At 67.9% G+C, this 19,698-nt stretch carries 17 protein-coding genes and 1 tRNA gene; 7 read left to right on the plus strand and 11 right to left on the minus strand.

Going from position 1 to position 19,698, the window contains the following annotated elements; genetic code table 11:
- Nucleotides 1-41 precede the first annotated feature (41 nt).
- Together M2390_RS14280 and M2390_RS14285 are read right to left on the minus strand one after the other, a co-directional pair.
- Nucleotides 42-281 (minus strand): holin, encoded by a 240-nt coding sequence (locus M2390_RS14280; protein ID WP_259179684.1) that lies wholly within the window; start codon nt 279-281, stop codon nt 42-44.
- Nucleotides 278-712, minus strand: coding sequence for a hypothetical protein (locus M2390_RS14285; RefSeq protein ID WP_259179686.1), 435 nt, complete (start codon nt 710-712; stop codon nt 278-280). Before M2390_RS14285 ends, M2390_RS14280 begins: the two co-directional genes overlap by 4 nt.
- Before the next feature lie 738 nt (nt 713-1,450).
- Here M2390_RS14285 and M2390_RS14290 point away from each other — a divergent pair.
- Nucleotides 1,451-3,106, plus strand: a complete 1,656-nt coding sequence (locus tag M2390_RS14290; protein ID WP_030147953.1) for a DEAD/DEAH box helicase — start codon at nt 1,451-1,453, stop codon at nt 3,104-3,106.
- A 124-nt stretch (nt 3,107-3,230) separates the two neighbouring features.
- Here the strand turns inward: M2390_RS14290 and M2390_RS14295 are convergent, their stop codons facing one another.
- A complete protein-coding gene (locus M2390_RS14295; RefSeq protein WP_030147952.1) occupies nt 3,231-3,803 on the minus strand; it encodes an NUDIX hydrolase family protein in 573 nt (190 codons plus the stop codon).
- A gap of 156 nt (nt 3,804-3,959) precedes the next feature.
- On the opposite strand from M2390_RS14295, the gene M2390_RS14300 reads away from it, so the two are divergent.
- The 3 genes from M2390_RS14300 to M2390_RS14310 all read left to right on the plus strand — a co-directional run bounded on the left by M2390_RS14300 (nt 3,960) and on the right by M2390_RS14310 (nt 10,593).
- Nucleotides 3,960-4,601 carry an alpha/beta hydrolase gene (locus M2390_RS14300; RefSeq protein ID WP_259179691.1) on the plus strand — a complete coding sequence of 214 codons (642 nt, stop codon included), beginning with the start codon at nt 3,960-3,962 and terminating at the stop codon, nt 4,599-4,601.
- A 4-nt stretch (nt 4,602-4,605) separates the two neighbouring features.
- Nucleotides 4,606-9,735, plus strand: coding sequence for a DEAD/DEAH box helicase (locus M2390_RS14305; RefSeq protein ID WP_259179692.1), 5,130 nt, complete (start codon nt 4,606-4,608; stop codon nt 9,733-9,735).
- A gap of 81 nt (nt 9,736-9,816) precedes the next feature.
- Nucleotides 9,817-10,593 carry a DNA-formamidopyrimidine glycosylase family protein gene (locus tag M2390_RS14310; protein ID WP_259179693.1) on the plus strand — a complete coding sequence of 259 codons (777 nt, stop codon included), beginning with the start codon at nt 9,817-9,819 and terminating at the stop codon, nt 10,591-10,593.
- On the opposite strand, the gene M2390_RS14315 is transcribed toward M2390_RS14310, so the two are convergent.
- The 3 genes from M2390_RS14315 to M2390_RS14325 form a co-directional block, all read right to left on the minus strand.
- Complete coding sequence (locus M2390_RS14315) at nt 10,590-10,805, minus strand: hypothetical protein (protein WP_259179694.1); 216 nt, start codon at nt 10,803-10,805, stop codon at nt 10,590-10,592. The two genes, M2390_RS14310 and M2390_RS14315, sit on opposite strands and share 4 nt — an antisense overlap.
- A gap of 92 nt (nt 10,806-10,897) precedes the next feature.
- Nucleotides 10,898-11,338 carry a hypothetical protein gene (locus M2390_RS14320; protein WP_259179695.1) on the minus strand — a complete coding sequence of 147 codons (441 nt, stop codon included), beginning with the start codon at nt 11,336-11,338 and terminating at the stop codon, nt 10,898-10,900.
- A gap of 661 nt (nt 11,339-11,999) precedes the next feature.
- Nucleotides 12,000-12,452, minus strand: a complete 453-nt coding sequence (locus M2390_RS14325) for a VOC family protein (protein WP_259179697.1) — start codon at nt 12,450-12,452, stop codon at nt 12,000-12,002.
- Nucleotides 12,453-12,549: 97 nt separating this feature from the next.
- Here M2390_RS14325 and M2390_RS14330 point away from each other — a divergent pair, with 97 nt between their 5' ends.
- Entirely contained in the window at nt 12,550-13,701 is a 1,152-nt protein-coding gene (locus M2390_RS14330) for a YafY family protein (protein WP_259179698.1), read from the plus strand.
- A 109-nt stretch (nt 13,702-13,810) separates the two neighbouring features.
- Complete coding sequence (locus M2390_RS14335) at nt 13,811-14,764, plus strand: DMT family transporter (RefSeq protein ID WP_259179700.1); 954 nt, start codon at nt 13,811-13,813, stop codon at nt 14,762-14,764.
- A gap of 129 nt (nt 14,765-14,893) precedes the next feature.
- On the opposite strand, the gene M2390_RS14340 is transcribed toward M2390_RS14335, so the two are convergent.
- Nucleotides 14,894-14,983 (minus strand) — tRNA-Ser (locus M2390_RS14340).
- Nucleotides 14,984-15,134: 151 nt separating this feature from the next.
- Between M2390_RS14340 and radA the strand changes: the two genes are divergently transcribed.
- Nucleotides 15,135-16,490: a DNA repair protein RadA gene (gene radA / locus M2390_RS14345; protein ID WP_259179702.1), complete on the plus strand. Its 1,356-nt coding sequence runs from the start codon at nt 15,135-15,137 to the stop codon at nt 16,488-16,490.
- Between the two features lie 108 nt (nt 16,491-16,598).
- Here the strand turns inward: radA and M2390_RS14350 are convergent, their stop codons facing one another.
- From M2390_RS14350 to M2390_RS14365, 4 genes are all read right to left on the minus strand, one after another.
- The gene (locus M2390_RS14350; RefSeq protein ID WP_121687542.1) at nt 16,599-16,994 is read right to left on the minus strand and encodes an SseB family protein; all 396 of its coding nucleotides are present in this window, start codon (nt 16,992-16,994) and stop codon (nt 16,599-16,601) included.
- A gap of 21 nt (nt 16,995-17,015) precedes the next feature.
- Complete coding sequence (locus M2390_RS14355; protein ID WP_259179704.1) at nt 17,016-17,669, minus strand: hypothetical protein; 654 nt, start codon at nt 17,667-17,669, stop codon at nt 17,016-17,018.
- Between the two features lie 90 nt (nt 17,670-17,759).
- On the minus strand, nt 17,760-18,278 hold the full coding sequence (locus M2390_RS14360; RefSeq protein ID WP_259179707.1) for an amino-acid N-acetyltransferase: 519 nt from the start codon (nt 18,276-18,278) through the stop codon (nt 17,760-17,762).
- Between the two features lie 59 nt (nt 18,279-18,337).
- A complete protein-coding gene (locus M2390_RS14365) occupies nt 18,338-19,453 on the minus strand; it encodes a UDP-N-acetyl glucosamine 2-epimerase (RefSeq protein ID WP_259179711.1) in 1,116 nt (371 codons plus the stop codon).
- Nucleotides 19,454-19,698 lie beyond the last annotated feature (245 nt).

The following is a 19,698-nucleotide window of genomic DNA, read 5'->3' on the forward strand; positions in this document are numbered from 1 at the left end:
GTTTCTTGTGAATCTCGGAACGCGAGATGCGCTCCAAGGCATTAGGTTCCGGGCGGGAAGTCTCGGAACTGATCGAGGTGTGCATCCTCAACCTGCGGGGTGCTAATCGATGTCAGGATCGAGATGATCCCGGCCAACAGTGAGGCCGAGAGCACCCCCCACCACTGCACCTCCAGCAGCCCCAGGCTGCCGGTGCCGATCAGGGCAACGGCGGCCTGCGCCATGGTTTTGATGGCCCGTTCTCCGGCATAGGACCAGAATTTTCGGGTGAAAATACTCATCCCTCCTCCTTCATGAACCGACCACGCGCATCGCGCGGTTGCACCGCTTCGAGAACCGCAATCCGGGTGTTGTCCCGGGTCAGCGTGTCCTCCAGGTCGGCGAGCTTTTGCTCGACTGCGCCGAGCCTGACGGCGAGCTCGGCCGAGGCCCGCTCACCGCGATCCACCGCGTCACGCATGCTGCCCCCATGGTTGGGCAGCACCTGGTCTTTCACCGCGGTCAGAACCGCGGTGGTTTCCCGAGCATGGCGGCGAGTGTCGGTGAGAAACCGGGGCAGATCCCCCAGCGCACTCACCAGCGCCACAAACCCCTTAAGCCAGGGCCAGACGCGCCAGCAGAGGGTCGCGACCGCGATGATCGCCCCCGCTACCAGCACGGCCTGCGCGATGGTGGCCTCACCCGCCCAGGCGGTGAGTTCACCGGTGTTCACTCGGCGCTCACCCACCTTCGCCACACCGATCGTCGCGCGGGAAGGCCGGCACCGTTTGACGCATCTTTCGAGGGGAATCCCGGCTTCCTGCCGGCTAAGTGGTGTGTGGTCGTCATCTGTGCTCCTCCCATGCGCGAAAATCGTTGGTCCGTGTTTCCTAGCTACCAAGGACGCCTCTACGCCCCGTGGCATCCGTGTAGCACCGCGACCCACCCGCCAGCGCAGGCAATGAGGAAGTCGCGGCCCCGTGACAGGAACCGTCGTGTGAAATGAGGCATGCACCCCATCTGAACCGGCGATCGTCTTGGCGACTGTTACCGTGTTCATGTCAACGACTCTACGCTTTCGTTTTCATTTGCTCAAGTTAATTTGACAAATAAGTGCCATTTGGGCGACATGGAAGACAAACTCTCGGAGGAGTCTTCCGCACGAAGTCAACGATCCGACCCCAAGGGCGGGACGAGGGACGATTTTTCGATCCGGCCCTCCCGATGTGCTTTCCCCGTGAGTATTGGGCGTGAGCGAGCGGTCGCGCTAGACTGGAGGCACTCGTGATCTCGTTCGGGGCACCGCCCCACGCTCACGTGCGTCGTAGAACGCTCCCTCTCTCGTCGGCCACGCCGATTCGATGACACTTCATACGGCGAACGGATGCGCACACCTGCGCCTTCGCCACCCCTGCCCCGAAGCTCGGCCGTGCCGCTGCCCGCGGGGACGTGATGCCCGAAAGGCACCAGCATGTCAGAAACCACTTTCGCCTCACTCGGCGTTCCCGCTCCGCTCGTTAAGGTCCTCGCGGCCGATGGCAAGGAGAACGCCTTCCCCATCCAGGTAGACACCCTGGCCGACACCCTCGGCGGACGCGACGTCCTCGGCCGCGGAAAGACCGGCTCGGGTAAGACCCTTGCCTTCTCGATCCCCCTGGTTGCACGCCTGGCCACCGAGCTGGCCGGCGGCAACCGTCGTCCCGGCCGCCCGCTGGGTCTGGTCCTGGCGCCGACCCGCGAGCTGGCCACCCAGATCGCCGCGGTCATCAACCCGCTGGCCGAGGCCTACGGCCTGAAGACCACCACCATCTTCGGTGGCATCAACCAGACCCGTCAGGTCAACGCGCTGAACGCCGGTGTCGACATTGTCGTGGCCTGCCCCGGCCGCCTGGAAGACCTCATGAAGCAGGGCCACGTGCGCCTGGACGCCGTGGAGATCACCGTCATTGACGAGGCCGACCACATGGCAGACCTCGGCTTCCTCCCGGTTGTCACCCGTCTGCTCTCGGCCACCCCCGAGAACGGTCAGCGACTGCTGTTCTCGGCCACCCTGGACAACGGTGTGGACAAGCTCGTGCGCCGCTTCCTGCACAACGAGGTCCTGCACTCGGTGGACGAGGCTACCTCGCACGTGGCCGCCATGACCCACCATGTCTTCTCGATCTCCTCGCTCGAGGGCAAGAAGGACCTGATCACCACCCTGGCCAGCGGCCAGAGTAAGCGGATCCTCTTCACCCGCACCAAGCACCAGGCCAAGAAGCTGGCCAAGCAGCTCACCTCGCAGGGCATCCCCGCGGTGGACCTGCACGGAAACCTCTCGCAGCCCCAGCGTGACCGCAACCTGGCCGCATTCGGCTCGACCGGTCCCGAGGGCGTGCGCGTCCTGGTGGCCACCGACGTCGCCGCCCGTGGTGTGCACGTAGATGGCGTCGAGCTGGTTGTCCACGTCGACCCGCCCATGGAACACAAGGCGTACCTGCACCGCTCGGGCCGTACCGCTCGTGCGGGCACCGAGGGTGACGTGGTGACCATCTGCCTGCCCAGCCAGACCGATGACCTCAAGAAGATCATGAAGAAGGCCGCGATCACCGTGGACTTCCAGCAGGTGGATGCCGACTCGGCCGCCGTAACCGAGCTCGTCGGCCCGGTTGCCGCCTTTGTGAAGCCCGCGCCGCTGGCCCCGGTCCAGCAGCAGGGTGGCGGCGGCAAGAGCCAGGGTGCCAACGCGCTGCGTAAGCGTGCGATCCGCGAGGGTCGCGCCGACCGTCCCGGTGGCGGACAGCGCAAGGCTCAGCAGGGCGGTGGCCAGGGCGGTCAGCGTTCCGAGGGTGGACGCGGCCAGGGCGGCCAGCGCACCGAGGGCGGTCGCGGCGGACAGCGCACCGAAGGCGGACGCGGCCAGGGCGCTCAGCGTTCGGGTCAGGGTGCCGGTCAGGGTGGACGCGGTCAGGGCGGTCGCGGCCAGGGTGCCGGTGCCGGTCAGGCTCGTCGTGGCGAGTCCGGCGGCGGTCGCGGTGGCAACACCCGCGGCGGCTCCTCGGCCATGTACTCGACCAGCTCCGACGGCGGCAACTCGCGCGGTCGCGGCAACGGTCCGCGTCGCGCCTCCGCTCCCAGCGGTTACTAGTCACTAGCGGCTCCGGCCGCACGGGGTTTCGGCCCCACAGACAAAGGTGGGCCCCATCCGATCAATTCGGATGGGGCCCACCTTTATTCACTCGGGAACGGCGTGCTCCCGGCTTCGAGGGCGATTAGCGCAGCGCGCCGACCGAGGCCAGTGCCGCACGCAGCAGGGTGCCGCGGCCGCCCTCCATCTCGGCGGCGAGCGCATCACTCGATGCCTCCTCGGGGGTGAGCCAGGTGATTTCCAGGGCATCCTGGCGCGGCTCGCAGGTTCCGGTCACCGGCACCACATAGGCCAGAGAGACCGCGTGCTGGCGCTCATCGGTGAAAGCCGAGACACCGGGCAGCGGGAAGTATTCGGCCACGTGGAACGGGACCGGAGAGGCGGGCAGCAGTGGGAACGCCATCGGCCCCAGATCCTTCTCCAGGTGCCGGAACAGCGACTCGCGCAGGGTCTCGCCGTACAGCACCCGACCCGAGACGATGGTGCGGGTGATCGCGCCCAGCGCGGTGCCCCGGAGCAGGATGCCCACCTCGGTGACCTGACCCAGGCCGTCCTGACGCACGGGGATCGCCTCCACATACAGCAGGGGCAGGCGGTGCCGGATCTCCTCCAGCTCCACATCACTCAGCCAGCCCGGGTTCACCGGACGGCTCGGCTCATCGGGCAGCGGTTCGGGATCCGGGGTACGTACGCTCATGCTTCATTCTTACAAGATTCGCCGGGGGAAGCGAGCCAATCGATTTCGCTTCGAGCGAGCGCGGCCGGAGGCGGCGGCTGGTGCGGATGTCGGTGGAAGAGCCTAACCTGGGAGGTGACCCGTTTAGCCACAAGCCCCGAGCCGAAGGATCCGCCGATGTCCCTCCCCGCGATCACCCCCGATGCCGTTCTCTGGTCGGTTCCCGAGGAGGAGCGCGCCGGGCGTCCCCTGCTGCTCCTGCTGCACGGCTACGGGTCCAATGAGGCCGACCTGTTTGGCCTGGTCCCGCACCTTCCCGACGCCCCGGTGATCGCCTCGCTGCGCGCTCCGCTGCAGGCCCCCTGGCCGATCGATGGCTGGTCCTGGTTCCCGCTCGCGGTCCCCGGTGCCCCCGATCCCGCGGGCCTCGACGCCTCGGTGGATGCCATCATCGCCTGGATCGATGCCCTCCCCTTCACCCCGACCAGCGTCGCCGCCGCCGGGTTCTCCCAGGGCGGGGCCATGTCCGTCCACCTGCTGCGTCGTGCCCCCGAACGCTTCGCCTTCGCCGGAAACCTCGCGGGGTTCGTGGTGGCCGGCGAGCAGCCCGGAGACGCGATCCTGCAGGAAACCCGTCCCCCGGTGTTCTGGGGTCGCGGAAGCGCCGATACCGTGATCAGCGACGAGGCCGTGGCCCGCACCACCGACTGGCTGCCCGATCACTCGACCCTCTCCGGTCGCATCTACGAGGGCCTGGACCACTCGATCTCCGGTCCCGAGCTGGCGGATCTGCGCGCCTTCCTCGATCGGCAGTACTAGGGCCGTGGCCCGCGCGGCACTGACCGGGTTTGGCCCGGCGACTCGGACCTGGTTCACCGAGTCCTTTGCCGCGCCCACGGCCGCCCAGGCCGGTGCCTGGAAGGCCATCTCCGGCGGCGATAACACCCTGGTCATCGCCCCCACCGGTTCGGGGAAAACCCTCTCGGCGTTCCTCTGGGCCCTGGACCGATTGGCCACCACCGAGCCGCCGGAAACCACCACCCGGGTGCTCTACATCTCCCCGCTCAAGGCCCTCGGCGTCGACGTGGAACGCAACCTCCGCGCCCCGCTCAGCGGCATCCGTCGCACAGCCGAGCGCGAGGGCATCGCGGTTCGGGATCTGCGGGTGGGGGTCCGCTCGGGGGACACCCCGGCGGCCGAGCGGCGAGCGCTGATCAAGAATCCGCCGGACATCCTGATCACGACCCCCGAGTCGCTCTTTTTGATGCTCACCAGCTCGGCCCGGGAAACCCTGCGCGGGGTGGATACCGTCATCATCGACGAGATCCACGCGGTCGCCGCAACCAAGCGCGGGGCCCATCTGGCCCTCAGCCTGGAACGCCTGGATGCGCTGGTTCCCGAACCCGTGCAGCGGATCGGGCTCTCCGCCACCGTGCGCCCCGAGGCCGAGGTCGCGCGCTTTCTGGGTGGCACGGCCCCGGTCACCATCGTGAAGCCCGTCTCGCAGAAGAAGTTTGACCTGCGGGTCATCGTGCCGGTCCCGGATATGACCGACCTGCCGCGGTACGCGGTGTCCGAGGGCCCCACCGAACACGGGCCGCTGCACACCGAGGACGACGGCTTTATCGATCTGACGGCCGAACCCGATGCCCGAGCCGCGCCCCCCGAGGTGGATCGGCCCGGATCGATCTGGCCCTTTATTGAGGAGTCGGTGATCGAGCGGATCCTCGAACACCGCTCGACGATCGTGTTTGTAAACTCGCGTCGCCTGGCCGAGCGCCTGACCGCGCAGCTCAACGAGCAGTATGCGGCCCGGCTGGGCTCGGCCGTCCCGGACCGCGATACCCTGCTCCCGCCCGCGCAGCTGGTGGGTGGCAGCGGGCAGACCAACGGCATCGATCCCGAGGCCCCGATCCTCGCCCGCGCCCACCACGGTTCGGTGGCCAAGGCGCAGCGGGCGGAGATCGAGGACGACCTAAAAACCGGCCGTCTGCGCTGTGTGGTGGCTACCTCAAGCCTTGAGCTGGGCATCGACATGGGCGAGGTGGATCTGGTCATTCAGATCGAGTCCCCGCCCTCGGTGGCCGCCGGACTCCAGCGCATCGGACGTGCCGGACACCAGGTGGGCGAGGTCTCGCGCGGGTTCCTCTATCCCAAGCACCGCTCCGACCTGCTCTCCAGCGCGGTGTCGGCCGAGCGGATGCTCGCCGGGGAGATCGAACAGCTTCGGGTGCCCAGCAATCCGCTGGACATCCTGGCCCAGCAGACCGTCGCCGTGTGTGCGCTGGAACCCATCGCCGTGGAGGACTGGTTTGAGTCCGTCCGGCGCAGCGCCCCCTTCTCGGCCCTCCCGCGGGCGGCGTTTGACGCGGTGCTGGACCTGGTGTCCGGCCGCTATCCGAGCGACGAGTTCGCCGAGCTGCGCCCACGCGTGGTCTGGGACCGCGAGGACGGCACCCTGACCGGACGCCCGGGCGCACAGCGTCTCGCGGTCATCGCCGGAGGCACGATCCCCGATCGCGGTCTGTTCGGGGTGTACCTCATCGGCGACGGCGAGGGTGGCACCGGTTCGCGGGTCGGCGAGCTGGATGAGGAGATGGTGTACGAGTCGCGGGTGGGCGACGTGTTTGCGCTGGGAACCACGAGCTGGAAGATCCGCGAGATCACCCACGACCGGGTGATCGTCACCCCCGCGCCCGGACAACCCGGACGGCTGCCGTTCTGGCGCGGCGACGGCCTGGGCCGTCCCGCGGCGCTGGGCAAGGCGCTGGGGGCATTCGCCCGGGAGATCGCGGCGCTGGATCCCGAACCTGCGGCCACCCGGCTGAGCGCCGCCGGACTCGACCCCTTTGCCATCGACAATCTGCGTGCCTACCTCGCCGCCCAGAAGGAGGCGACCGGCACGCTGCCCACCGATCGCACCCTCGTGGTCGAGCGCACCCGGGATGAGCTGGGCGACTGGCGGATCGTGTTGCATTCCCCCTACGGCATGCAGGTGCACGCGCCCTGGGCACTCGCGGTGGGCGCGCGGTTGCAGGAGCGTCTGGGCATCAACGGCACCCCGGTGGCCAGCGACGACGGAATCGTGCTGCGCCTGCCGGACGCCGAGGCCGAGCCGCCCGGGGCCGACCTGTTCCTGTTTGATCCGGCCGAGCTCGAGGAGATCGTGACCGCCGAGGTGGGATCCTCGGCCCTGTTTGCCTCCCGATTCCGGGAGAGCGCCGCCCGGGCGCTGCTCCTGCCCAACTACAACCCCGGCAAGCGTGCGCCGCTGTGGCAGCAGCGTCAGCGTTCGGCGCAGCTGCTGGATGTGGCCCGCAACTATCCCACCTTCCCGATCCTGCTGGAGGCCGTGCGTGAGTGCCTGCAGGATGTGTATGACGTCCCCGCGCTGATCGACCTGGCGAAGCGGCTGGAATCGCGTTCGGTGCGCATCGCCGAGACGGAGACCGAATCGGCGAGCCCCTACGCGGCCGCGCTGTTGTTTGGCTATGTGGGCGCGTTTATGTACGAGGGGGATGCGCCGATCGCCGAGCGGCGGGCCGCCGCGCTGAGCCTCGATCCGCAGCTGCTGGCCGAACTGCTGGGCCGCGTAGAAATGCGCGAGCTGCTGGATCCCGATGTTTTGGCCCAGACCGAGGCCGAGCTCCAGCGTCTCGACCCCGAACGCCGCCTGCGCGGGATCGAGGGCACCGCCGACCTGCTGCGCCTGCTGGGACCGCTGCGAGCCGATGAGGTGGCCGAGCGGTTGCGCCCGGCCGAGGCACGCCAGGTCGCTCCCGGGGCGACCGTGCCGGGGCGGGCGGCGACAGGCGAAGCCGGGGCTGGGGCCGCTGTCGAAGCCGAGGCCGGTTCCGGCACCGCTCCGGCGTCCGGAGCCGATTCCGAGGGCGAGCCGACCGATCCCGAAACTCCGATCGTCCCCCCGGTGTCCCTCACCGAAGCCGAGGGCTACCTGAGCGAACTCGAACGCACCCGTCGGGCGCTGCCGGTCCCGGTGCGTGGCATTGTTCACTGGATCGCCATCGAGGATGCCTCCCGCGTGCGCGACGCCCTGGGCGTCCCCCTGCCCCCGGGGGTACCCACCGCGTTCACCGAGGCGGTGCCCGATCCGCTGGGCGACCTGATCGGCCGCTACGCGCGCAGCCACGGTCCGTTCCGGGCGGGGGCGGTGGCCGACCGATTCGGGCTGGGGATCGCCGTGGTCACCCATACGCTGGGACGTCTGGCCGATGCGCGCCGCCTGGTGCGGGGCGAGTTCCTGCCCGAGGTGTCGATCGAGCTCGAAGATCCAGCCCGCGCCGCCGAGTGGTGTGATGCCGAGGTCCTGCGCCGTCTACGGCTGCGCTCGCTGGCCGCGCTCCGCCAGGAGGTTGAACCAGTCTCCCCGGATACCTTCGCCCGCTTCCTCGACGACTGGCACGGTCTCGGCGGCGACCTCCACGGGATCGACGGCGTGCTGAGCGTCGTGGACCAACTGGCCGGTCTCTACCTGCCCGCCTCCGCCTGGGAAACCCTGATCCTGCCGCTGCGGGTGCGCGACTACACTCCGGCGCTGCTGGATCGGCTCACCGCGAGCGGCGAGGTCATCTGGTCGGGCATGGGCGGCCTCGGGGCGCGCGACGGCTGGATCGCGCTGCATCCGGCAGACCTGGCCCCCTACACGCTCGCCGCACCCCCGGCCGAGCCGGATCACGGTCCCGAACACGCGGCGGTCCTCGACGTCCTCGCCGGCGGCGGCGCATTCTTCTTTGCTCAGCTCCAGCAGGCGCTGCCCGAAATCTCCGCGGCGCGCCTGGACGAGGTGCTGTGGGAACTGGTCTGGGCCGGCCTGGTCGCCGGAGACACTCTCGCCCCGTTGCGTGGTTTCACCGCCGGACGCGGTGCCCACAAGGCGGCGGCTCCGGCGCCTCGGGCCCGGCTGAACCGGTCGCGCCTGTCGCGGGCGCGCTCGCTCGGCGGCGCGGTCCCGATGAACGGGGCCGGTGCCTACGGGGTACCCGGCGGCGGTGCACGAGCGCTGGGTCCGGGCGGGGCCGTGTCCTTCCGGGATGAGGCGCTGGCGGACGACGATACGGGGAACGAGAGCATCGGTCCCCGCGAATCCGGATTCTCTGACGTCGCATCCGACGCCGAGCCCGAGGGCACCGGCCTCGGCGAGCGCTCCTCCGCGGCCGGCGTCTCCGCTCGCCGCCCGGTACTCCCCCGGCGCAGCACGTACGGCGTGCCTCGCGAGGGTGCACCGCCGCACCTGTCGGGGCGCTGGTCACTGCTCCCCGCACCGATTGTGGATCCCACCGTGCGCGGGGCCGCCGATGCCGAACTGCTGCTCGAACGCTACGGCGTGCTGACCCGCGGCTCGGTCATGGCCGAGGGTGCGGCGGGCGGTTTTGCGCTGGCCTATCGGGTGCTCGCCGAGATGGAATCCGCGGGGCGGGTCCGTCGCGGCTACTTCATCGAGGGCCTGGGCGGTGCGCAGTTCGCGCAGGCATCGAGTGTGGACCGTCTGCGTCGCGCGATCCTGCCCGACCCCAACCCCGCACCCCCGCGGGTTCGCACGCTCGCGGCCACCGACCCGGCCAACCCGTTTGGCGCGGCGCTCCCCTGGCCCGCGGCGGGTGCCGAGAGCCCCTGGCCTACCCCGGATGCGGTGCCCACCGGCCATCGTCCGGGCCGCAAGGCCGGCGGCCTGGTGACCCTGGTGGACGGCGACCTGGTGCTGTACCTCGAACGCGGCGGAAAGTCGCTGCTGACCTTTACCGCGGATCCCGACCGGGTGGCGCTGGCCGCCGCCTCGCTCGTGGCGCTGGTGCGCGCGGGACACGTGGACAAGCTGGCGATCGAGAAGTTCAACGGCGGCGCGGTGCATGCCAGCCCCGCGGCGCTGGTGCTGCGAGCGGCCGGCTTCTCCGATACCCCCAAGGGTCTGCGCATCCGCCGGGGGATCGCGTGAACGCGCGCACTGTCGTGTCGATCCGGCTCATGCCCTCACCGGGCATAAGCACCGGCACAATCGAGGACGAGGGAGGCCGATATGCCTGAGGGCGATACGCTGTTTCGCGCCGCACGAAACCTTGATGCGGCGCTGGCCGGGCAGATCGTGACCGGCTGGGACCTGCGCGTCCCGGACCTGGCCACCAGCGATTTGACCGGATCGCGGATCGAATCCGTGGCCGCCCGCGGCAAGCACCTGCTCATGCGGGTGGGAGACTTCACCCTGCACACCCACCTGCGGATGGAGGGGTCCTGGCACCTGTACCGGCCGGGGTCGGTGTGGCGGCGACCGGCCTATCAGGCGCGCGCGGTCATCACGACCGAGCAGTATCAGGCCGTGGGCTTCGAGCTGGGGTTTGTGAAGCTGTACCCGCGTAGCCGCGAGGAGAGCGAACTGGCCTTCCTCGGCCCGGACCCGTTGACCGCCCAGTGGGACGCCCCCGAGGCGGTTGCTCGGCTCGGTGCCGAGCCCGAGCGGGCCATCCATGTGGCGCTGATGGATCAGCGCAACATCGCGGGCCTCGGCAACGAGTATGTCAATGAGATCTGTTTCCTACGTGGGGTCCTGCCCACTCGACGCGTCGCCGATGTGGAGCTGGTGCCACTGGTTGACCTCTCGGCTCGACTGATCCGTGCCAACCGGGACCGGCCCAAGCGGGTGACCACCGGGATCGATCGCCCGGGCCAAACCGACTGGGTATTCGGACGCGAGCATAAGCCGTGCCGCCGCTGCGGAACACGTATCCTAAAAGGCCGGCTCGGTGCCGATCCGACGCGCGAACGGGACACCTACTGGTGTCCGTCCTGCCAGACCTAGGGGTAGGGATAGAACTCGAACGGGAGGCGCTGGTAGTCCCCGCCGAAGGTGCGCAGGTGATCCGACTGGTCGATGTGATCCCACGGGGTATCCGTCATCATGACGATCCCCACCAGAATTCCGAGTGCCGCACACACCAGCAGGGTGACATCCACCACGGCGCGCTTGCGCTCCCGAAAGCTCTCGGGCTGTACCGACGGGCGCGCACTCATCTACGTACTGTGGCAAAGCTGAACCTGGGAAGTACACCCCGTTGTCCGAAATTGCATGCATCGGTTGCGGGTGTGGGCCGCGCGCTACCCGGTTAGGGCGCGGTCGGCACCGCTCCCCGGCGACGTGCAGTGACGTACAGACGAAATCTTCGTTCCTTGATCTGGTTGCGGGTAAGCTCCCGAAAGTCAATAAAGCAGTGACCCGGAGCCTGGATCTCACCGGTTTTTCGCACCTTGCTATCGTCTATCGCGCGGAGGTCATGGTGTAAAGCTTCGCCAACGGATACGGCCCACACCTCTCGGGATCGGCTTCGCGCATGCGCGTTGTGCCAATTCTTCGCACCCTGGGCTGTCACTATCGACGAACGCGAGTACGACGGTTTCCCCTGGTCATGAGGCGACGGCCCAAACACGGCGGAGAGGACCACGCCATCCACCACCATCCACTCGACGATCTGGCGGAACAGCAGTTCGGCGTCGTCGTGGATCTCGAATTCTCCCGCATCTGTGCCCGTCTGGTCCCTCCGGTTCATGGTCGCCCAATCAAGAATCGGGCCGCAGCTGCGCCGTCCTGCGTCTTGAGGTGCGTGCCTCCCGCATCATCAACGCGCATGTGGAAGAGCTCGATTTCCCCCGAGGAGAGGATCTCCGCCGAGCGTATTTGGGCCCCATCGAAAATCTCAATCAGGATCCCTCCCTCTTCGGTCGGCCCAATCGTGGGCAACGGGTCAACTTCGAGGGCGACGACCTCCAATATCCGCGCCGCACCGGCGAGCGCCGCAGGCGCGATACGCGAACTGTTCACCCCATTCCACCCGGGTTCCAGTGAGGCTAGAAGGTGCAGCCGCTGGTGCCATGCCGTTCCCGCTCCGTCAGATATGACGACCGGGTTGGCCGGTTCAGCTGGACCTCTGCGCCGCAGGTCCTGGGCCTGCCCGCCACCGCCGCCTCCGCCTCCGCTGCCGATGCCGCCGATGCCGAATGAGCCTCCGGGCTGTCGACCATGCCCTCCTTTTCGCCCATGTTGTATGCCGTTTTGATCATCGTGAGTTCCCCGCTTCTCGTTCATAGTGCGGTAACCCTACGTCAGATTCGGCACCGCCGCCATGGCTCGGAAGCGTCGAGGACAAGGCGGTCGATGCCCGGTGGAGACCGGGCCGGCCGTGGCGCTCTCGAGCCACGGCCGGTCCGGTTTTAGGCGGCGACGTCGATTACCCAGGTGACGCCAAAGCGGTCGGTCAGCATCCCGAAGCCCGCGCTCCAGGCGGAGGCCGCCAGTGGTTCCACGATGGTGGCGCCGGCGGAGAGTGCCTCCCAGTAGCCGGTGACCTCGGCGAGCGATTCGCCACGGACCGAGACAAAGAACGGCGACGTGGTGATCGTGGTGCCGTTTTCGCGATGGGTGGTGCCGCCCTGCGCCGCCGATCCCCCGGTTGATCCGGGAATGTCGTAGGCCATGACCCGGAAGCCCCGATCGGATTCGACTCGGCCGAACACGACGTCTTGTGCGCCGGGCAGCTCAGCGGGCATCCCGAAGTCCGCGTAGGTGGCAATGGTCGACTGTCCGCCGAATACCGCGGCGTAGAACTCCAGTGCCTGCCGGGCGTCGCCGTGGAAGTTGAGGTGGGTGGTGGTCTGGATGGTCATGTTCGCTCCTAAATCTCGGGCCGGGAATCCCCCGGTATTCCCATGCTCCCGCCCATATAGGACAGTTTTGGTCCTCGACTGTGCATAGGATCGGGACATGACCACCACCTCGCGACTGCTCACCCTGCTGTCCCTGCTGCAAACTCGGCGGGACTGGCCGGGGGCGGTGCTGGCCGAGCGTCTGGAGATCAGTCACCGAACCGTGCGCCGGGATATCGACCGGCTGCGCGAGATGGGTTACCGGATCGACGCGACGATGGGGCCCGACGGCGGTTACCGCCTGGATGCGGGCAACGAGCTGCCGCCGCTCCTCTTTGACGACGACCAGGTGGTGGCGCTCACCCTCGCCCTCCAGGCGGCGAGCGTGACCGGCGCGGGCATCGAGGAGGCGGCTCTGCGAGCGCTGACCACCGTGCGCCAGGTGATGCCGTCCCGACTGCGACACCGGCTGAATGCCCTGGAGTTCACGGCGTTGCCCGCGGGTCCGGGACAGGCGGAGCCCTCCCCCGCGACGCCCGAGGTACTGCTCACGCTCTCGGCCGCGGTGCGCGCACGCGCGGTGGTGCGCTTCGACTACGCGAGGGGCGCGATCCCGAGCGTCGCAGACGCCCCGGTGGCGCCTGTCGCGTCGAATGCCCCGGGTACCGACGTTGCTCCGGTTGCCCCGGTTGCATCGGTTGCCCCGGGCACCCCGGTTGCCTCGGTTGCCTCGGATCAGACGGGATCGGCGCGGGATTCCCTCGTCCCCGAATTAACGCGCAGTGCCCTCGATGGGGCCACCCCCGAGCCTGCGCGCCGGGTCGAACCACACCACCTGGTGACCGTGGCCGGGCGATGGTACCTGGTGGCCTGGGACCTCGATCGTGACGGCTGGCGGCTCTTCCGCGTAGACCGGATCACCCCGCGCACCCCGAGTGGCCCCCGCTTCACCCCGCGCGAGGTTCCCGGAGGCGACGTCTCGGCCTTTGTGTCGGCACGCTTCAAGGGGTCCGAACGGGAAAACGTCTGGCCGTGCACCGGAACGGTGATCCTCGCCCTTCCCGCGCGCGACGTGCGGCCGTTTGTGGGCGACGGAACCCTCACGGACCTCGGGCCGGGTCGCTGCCGGTTGGAGGCGGGCTCCTGGTCCTGGGTATCCCTCGCCGCGGCGCTGTGCCGCTTTGACTGCGCCATCGAGGTGGTGGGTCCGCCCGAGCTGCGCGATGCGTTTGCGACACTGGCGACGCGCACGGCGGCCGCCGCGCGCTAGCCGGGCAGCCCGGCCGAGATTCTCCGCTTCGAAAGAACGTAGTTCGAGGTGAGCTCGCTGTGTCCGATTTCCGCCAGCGTCGCATGCGGATGTCCTCGACCATGAGGATATGACTTTAGCTTTTGATGGATCGGCGTCCTCGCGTCGCACGCTGCTTCACTACGTGATGCTCGCCGTGGTGTGGGGGTCGAGCTTTTTCCTCGTCGATATTGGATTGCGTGGCCTCTCACCGACGCAGGTGGTGTTGGGCCGTCTGGTGATCGGCGCGGTGGTTCTGGCGATCGTCTGCCTCGTCGGCCGCCAACGGCTCCCCCGCGGCGGGAGCATCTGGGCTCACCTCTTTGTGGTCGCCATGCTGCTCTGTGTGGTGCCGTTCCTGCTGTTCGCCTGGGCGCAGCAGCACGTTCCGTCGAGTGTGGCGAGCATCATCAACGCGACAACGCCGTTGATGACCATGGCTGTCGCACTGCTGGCGCTTCCGTCCGAGCGACCGGATCGCTGGAAGGCGGGTGGGCTCGGCGTGGGGTTCATCGGCATCCTGTTGGTCCTCGATCCGCTCACCGGATTCCACGGCGAAACCGGCCCGCTCGGCTATCTCGCCTGTCTGGGAGCGACACTGAGTTACGGGATTGCGTTCGTGTATATGCGCCGGTTCGTCTCTCCTCGGGGCCTCGACGCGATCCCCGTCGCGACCGCCCAGGTGGGTATGGCCGCGGTCGTGATGCTGATTCTCAGCCCCGCGATAGCCACCCAGGTGTTTGTCATCTCGCCGGCGGTGGTCGCGTCAATGGTTGTTCTGGGAGCGTTCGGCACCGGGCTGGCCTATGTCTGGAACGCCAGCATCGTTGCCCACTGGGGCGCGACCACCGCCTCCACGGTCACCTACATTGCGCCCGTTGTGGGGATCGGCCTCGGGGTCCTCGTGCTGGGCGAGAAGCTCGCGTGGTATCAGCCCGTGGGTGCCGTTGTGGTGGTGATCGGCATCCTTGTGAGCCAGCAACGCATGCCCCGACGTCGCCGCCCGGCAGCGATGGTCGCGAGCGCCGACGACTACCAAATCTAGGCGGCTCGGCGATGTGAGCCCAAAGCAAAAGACCCTCTCCGAGGAGCGGGGCTTTAGTGGCGCTGACTTCGAGCATGACCGTGGCGAACCCAAAGCAAAACCCCCTCCGCAAAACGGAGGGGGTTTTAGTGGCGGTGACGGCGGGATTTGAACCCGCGGTAGGGGTGAACCTACACAACATTTCGAGTGTTGCACCTTCGGCCGCTCGGACACGTCACCGAGAAAGAGTCTACGATATCCGCATCTCGGGCGCGAATCGAGGCCACTTTTGCGCGTGTTCGGCGTGTCGAGCGGCTGTGGATGAATCGTTTTTGTCCACAGAACAGGCATCAACCGCGGCGCGGTCGGGGGTCCCGGGTACGCTGAGGGTATGGCCAAGATCACCTCCGCATATGTCTGCACCGAGTGTGGCTGGCACGCCGCCAAATGGGTGGGCCGCTGCGGGGAATGTCAGCAGTGGGGCACGGTCCAGGAGGTGGGTGCGCAGCCCGGTTCCTCGCGGGTGCAGGCGGCCAATGTGTCGGCCGAGCGTAGCGCCCGGCCCATCACCACGATCACCGAAAACGCGCTCACCCACTGGCCCAGCGGCATCGGCGAGCTGGATCGTGTGCTTGGCGGCGGCATCGTCCCCGGGGCGGCCATTCTGCTCTCGGGTGAGCCCGGCGTGGGTAAGTCCACGCTGCTGCTGGAGGTTGCGGCGCGGGTCGCCCGCTCGGGAGCCCGGGTCCTCTATGTGAGCGCCGAGGAGTCGGTGGGCCAGGTGTCGCTGCGAGCACGGCGCACCGGAGCCCTGGTCGACACCCTGTACATCGCCAGCGAAACCGACCTCGGCGTGCTGCTGGGGCAGGTGGAATCGATTGATCCGCAGCTGCTGATCGTGGACTCCGTCCAGACCGTCTCAAGCGATCAGTCCGACGGACTGGCCGGCCAGCCCTCGCAGGTGCGTGAGGTCGCCCAGACGCTGGTTCGTGTGGCCAAGGAACGCAACCTGCCGGTGCTGATCGTTGGTCACGTCACCAAGGACGGCACCATCGCCGGTCCCCGACTGCTGGAACACCTGGTCGACGTCGTCTGCCACTTCGAGGGCGACCGTCAAACCGCGCTGCGCTTCGTGCGTGCGCTCAAGAACCGCTTCGGCCCCACCGATGAGGTGGGCTGCTTCGAGATGGCCGGAGACGGCATCGCCGAGGTTCCCGATCCCAGCGCCCTGTTCATCAGCCGCGGCACCCCGGTGTCGGGCACCTGCGTGACCGTCGCGATGGAGGGCCGCCGCCCGCTTCCGGTGGAGGTGCAGGCGCTGGTCGCGTCCTCCTCGGCCCCCAACCCGCGCCGGGTCACCAACGGGGTCGACACCTCACGAGTCTCGATGTTGCTCGCCGTCCTGGAACGCCGAGCGGGCCTCAAGCTCTCCGATAAGGACGTCTATGTGTCCACCGTGGGCGGGGTGCGCCTTACCGAACCCGGGGCAGACCTCGCGATCGCCATCGCGATTGCCTCGGCGGTCAAGGACTTCGCCGTTCCGCACTCGTTTGCGGCGATCGGGGAAATCTCGCTGGCCGGGGAAATCCGGCCCGTGGTCTCCGCCCGGCAGCGCCGCACCGAGGCCGAGCGCCTCGGCTACTCACGCATCGTTGACCACGAGTCCGAGGGGATCCAGGAGGCCCTCCGGCAGGCGCGTAAGGCAGCCGCGACCACCCGGGAAAAGGAACTCGACGCGGCGTTCTAGCCGACCCCGGAATCCAAGCTCGCCGGGACTCGGCCACACCAGGTCTCGACCACACCGAGTCTCGACCACAAAGGTGCGCACCCACGCCACAACCTGGCCGGCGGCAACCTAGATATCCAGGACCCGCATGATCTCCGCGGCCGGTGCCTGCAGCGGGTGCGGTCCGGCAATATCAAAGAACACGGTGTCGATCTCGGATCCGTGGGTGCGCAGGAAATCATGCAGCCACAGGCCCTTATGCAGCGCCACAAACGGCGGCAGGGCCTCGGGCTTATTCTTGGCATCCGAGAACAGCAGCAGCGCCACCTTCCCGGTATCGGGGGCGCGGTACAGCCAAACATCGGCCGACTGCTCGGCCGTGGGCTTATCGCTTGTGCGCGGCTTCATCAGCGGCACCACAAAACTGTCATTGCGCAGCGCAAACGCCACCTTGGCCATATCCTGCTCGGCCAGCGCCTCGGCCAGCGGTTCGGAACGGAACGACGGCTGCTTCTTTTTTGCCATGCCCCTATTCTCCCAGGGTTCCTACTCGAGAACGAATCGCTTGGCGTTGGTGCTCTTGATCCCGTCGATGCTCACCGACAGCTGATAGGAGGCACCATCGGCGGGAACCGGGTCCCGGTTGCCCTCGCAGGTGTCCGCCGTGGACTTGGTACGGTCCCACACGATTGCCTCGGCCGACTGCACGGTCTGCCCCGACTCAATCACCGAATTCTGATCGCTGGGCTCAACCTGGCAGTCCGTCGAGGTCCACACCTTGTTGTCGCCGTTCAGGATCGTAAACGACTGCTTGCTGGTGCCCGCGTTGATCGTGCACGCCTCGCTGCCGGTATTGGTGATCGACATTCGTAGCTGAGGCTTCTCCCCCGCCGCGTAGTCGCCCTTATCGGTGATCGCACTCACCACGATGACCTTCGAGGAGCACTTCGGGGCCGATGCGCCATCCGTGGGTGCCCCCGAGGGGTTCGCCGACGGGGCACCGGAGGCTCCCGGGGCGGGCGTCTCGGTGGGTGTCACCACCGGCACCGACGCCTTGGGCACATCCGAGGTGGATCCCGGCTGCACAATCAACAGCACGATGACCGCAATGACCGCGACCAGCCCCAGCAACACAAACAGCCGCCGCCGTGCATAAACCTGCTTGGATGGGCGACCGGAATCGGGTGCTGAAGAGCTCATAAAACCAGGATATCTGCGCGATTCTCCCGGCTCGGCAGGAGCGCCGAACCCGGGGGAGATTATCGGGGATACTCGGTGAAGAAACCCCGTCTAGGCGAGGTGCTTGAGCATTCGGGTGTTCCCCAGGGTATTGGGTTTCACCCGTGCCAGATCCAGGAACTCCGCCACACCCTCATCGGGTGAGCGCACCAGCTCCGCATACACATCGGCATCCACGATGCTCTCCTCGATCGCCGAGTAGCCGTGTCGGGAGAAGAAGGCGGTTTCAAAGGTCAGGCAAAACAGCCGGCTCAGACCCAGCGTGAGTGCACGTTCCTCAAGCGCGCTCATGATCAGGTGCCCCACCCCCGCGCCACGCAGGGTTTCGTCCACGGCAAGGGTGCGGATCTCGCCCAGATCCTCCCACATCACGTGCAGCGCCCCGGCACCCACCAGGTGCCCCTCGGCATTCTCGGCGACCACAAACTCCTGCACCGCCTCATAAAACACCACCCGTTCCTTCCCCAGCAGGATGCGACGCTCCACGAACGGCTGCATCAGGCTCATGATTCCCGGGATATCGCGTGTGGTGGCCGGGCGAACCCGATACGAGGTGGGATTGGTACTCATACAGCCAGGCTATACCCGGATCCCGGCAGAATCCCGCAGCGGATTGGATGCAGCATCCGCTATCCCCGGAGGCGCGAACGTTGCTCACCGATCAGCGCCACGGTGTGCCGCAGGATACGCTCGCTTGCGTGTCCGTCTCCGAAGGGTGATGCCCGGCCGGCAAGCCGTGCCGCCCCATCCACATCGGCGAGGGCCAGGGCGACCTCCAGCCGGAGATCCATCCCCGGGGTGACCAGGACGGCAAATCCGGTGGTGATTGCCTCCGGATAGCGGGTGTTTCGACGCAGAACCAGCACCGGTTTGCCCAGCACCGTGGCCTCCTCCTGCACCCCATCGGAGTCGGTGATCAGCAGCCGGGCGCGGGCGGCGAGCTCCAGGAAGGCCCGATAGCCCAGATTCCGGCGCACCTGCAACGGGGTCAGCAGGTCCTCCAACCCAAACCGGGTAACGGCCTCGGCGGTGCGCGGGTGCAGCGCCAGCACCGCGGGCAACGCTCCCTGCCCGAGCACCCGGAGAATGCGGGTGAGGGTGTCAGCATCGCCGATGTTTTCCGGATGGGCGATGGTGGCAAGGACATAACCGCTGGGGGCGTCCGGGATCAGACGGTCCCGGACCACCGTGGACAGGGCCAGCCGGGTCGACTCCACGCCGGTGCTCCCGGTCAGCCGGATCCGTGCCGGATCGACCCCGGCGATCCGTAGGTTTTCGGCGTTCTCCGGGGTGGCGACACAGTGCAGATCGGCGAGGGCCCTCACCACGAGACGAGTGGTTTCGTCGGGCTGGTCCCGACCCTGCGCCGCCATCCCGGCCCCCACCTGCACCACCGGAACTCCCGCGTAGCGTGCGGCCTGCGCCCCCATCGATGCGCTCGGAGTCTGACCAAACACGATCACCGCGGCCGGGGGACTCTCCAAAAACTGGGCACCCAGATCGATCAGGCCGGCACCGATCTGATCCGACGGAGAGCGCCCGGGGGCACCGTTGAGTACCACATCCGGTGTGCCCAGTCCCAGCGCCGCAAAGAATCGGCCCGAGAGACCGGATTCGGCGAGGGTCCCGGTGTGGAACACCCTGGCCCGCCCGTGCAGTCGTCGAATGATCGGGGCCAGCCGAATGGTTTCGGCGCGGGTACCCGTGACCACCGCAATGGGAGCTTCACTCTGTCGGCCGGTCATTGTGCCCTCCCGATCGCCCCGGGTTACGATCCCCGCGACTCGTCGGAAGGGGATACGGGTCGCGGGGCCGAAACATTGGCACCGTGGTGGGGACAGCACGGGCCAACACTTCCACGCTAACCCCGAGGCCTCACCCGTGCGTCAGACACCGATGCCCGCCCCACCTGATTCCCCGCGATTCCGGGCGACCCGGCCAACCAATCTGGCGCAACCGAGGCGGACACGGAGGACTCGCGCCCCGGCTC

This window comes from Mycetocola sp. BIGb0189 (assembly GCF_024810155.1).
GTDB lineage: Bacteria > Actinomycetota > Actinomycetes > Actinomycetales > Microbacteriaceae > Mycetocola > Mycetocola lacteus.

Excerpts from the sequence above, each read along its gene's own strand:
- M2390_RS14280 (WP_259179684.1), bottom strand. The coding sequence starts at position 281 with ATGAGTATTTTCACCCGAAAATTCTGGTCCTATGCCGGAGAACGGGCC.
- M2390_RS14290 (WP_030147953.1), top strand. The coding sequence starts at position 1,451 with ATGTCAGAAACCACTTTCGCCTCACTCGGCGTTCCCGCTCCGCTCGTT.
- M2390_RS14295 (WP_030147952.1), bottom strand. The coding sequence starts at position 3,803 with ATGAGCGTACGTACCCCGGATCCCGAACCGCTGCCCGATGAGCCGAGC.
- M2390_RS14300 (WP_259179691.1), top strand. The coding sequence starts at position 3,960 with ATGTCCCTCCCCGCGATCACCCCCGATGCCGTTCTCTGGTCGGTTCCC.
- M2390_RS14310 (WP_259179693.1), top strand. The coding sequence starts at position 9,817 with ATGCCTGAGGGCGATACGCTGTTTCGCGCCGCACGAAACCTTGATGCG.
- M2390_RS14315 (WP_259179694.1), bottom strand. The coding sequence starts at position 10,805 with ATGAGTGCGCGCCCGTCGGTACAGCCCGAGAGCTTTCGGGAGCGCAAG.
- M2390_RS14320 (WP_259179695.1), bottom strand. The coding sequence starts at position 11,338 with ATGAACCGGAGGGACCAGACGGGCACAGATGCGGGAGAATTCGAGATC.
- M2390_RS14325 (WP_259179697.1), bottom strand. The coding sequence starts at position 12,452 with ATGACCATCCAGACCACCACCCACCTCAACTTCCACGGCGACGCCCGG.
- M2390_RS14330 (WP_259179698.1), top strand. The coding sequence starts at position 12,550 with ATGACCACCACCTCGCGACTGCTCACCCTGCTGTCCCTGCTGCAAACT.
- M2390_RS14335 (WP_259179700.1), top strand. The coding sequence starts at position 13,811 with ATGACTTTAGCTTTTGATGGATCGGCGTCCTCGCGTCGCACGCTGCTT.
- radA (WP_259179702.1), top strand. The coding sequence starts at position 15,135 with ATGGCCAAGATCACCTCCGCATATGTCTGCACCGAGTGTGGCTGGCAC.
- M2390_RS14350 (WP_121687542.1), bottom strand. The coding sequence starts at position 16,994 with ATGGCAAAAAAGAAGCAGCCGTCGTTCCGTTCCGAACCGCTGGCCGAG.
- M2390_RS14355 (WP_259179704.1), bottom strand. The coding sequence starts at position 17,669 with ATGAGCTCTTCAGCACCCGATTCCGGTCGCCCATCCAAGCAGGTTTAT.
- M2390_RS14360 (WP_259179707.1), bottom strand. The coding sequence starts at position 18,278 with ATGAGTACCAATCCCACCTCGTATCGGGTTCGCCCGGCCACCACACGC.
- M2390_RS14365 (WP_259179711.1), bottom strand. The coding sequence starts at position 19,453 with ATGACCGGCCGACAGAGTGAAGCTCCCATTGCGGTGGTCACGGGTACC.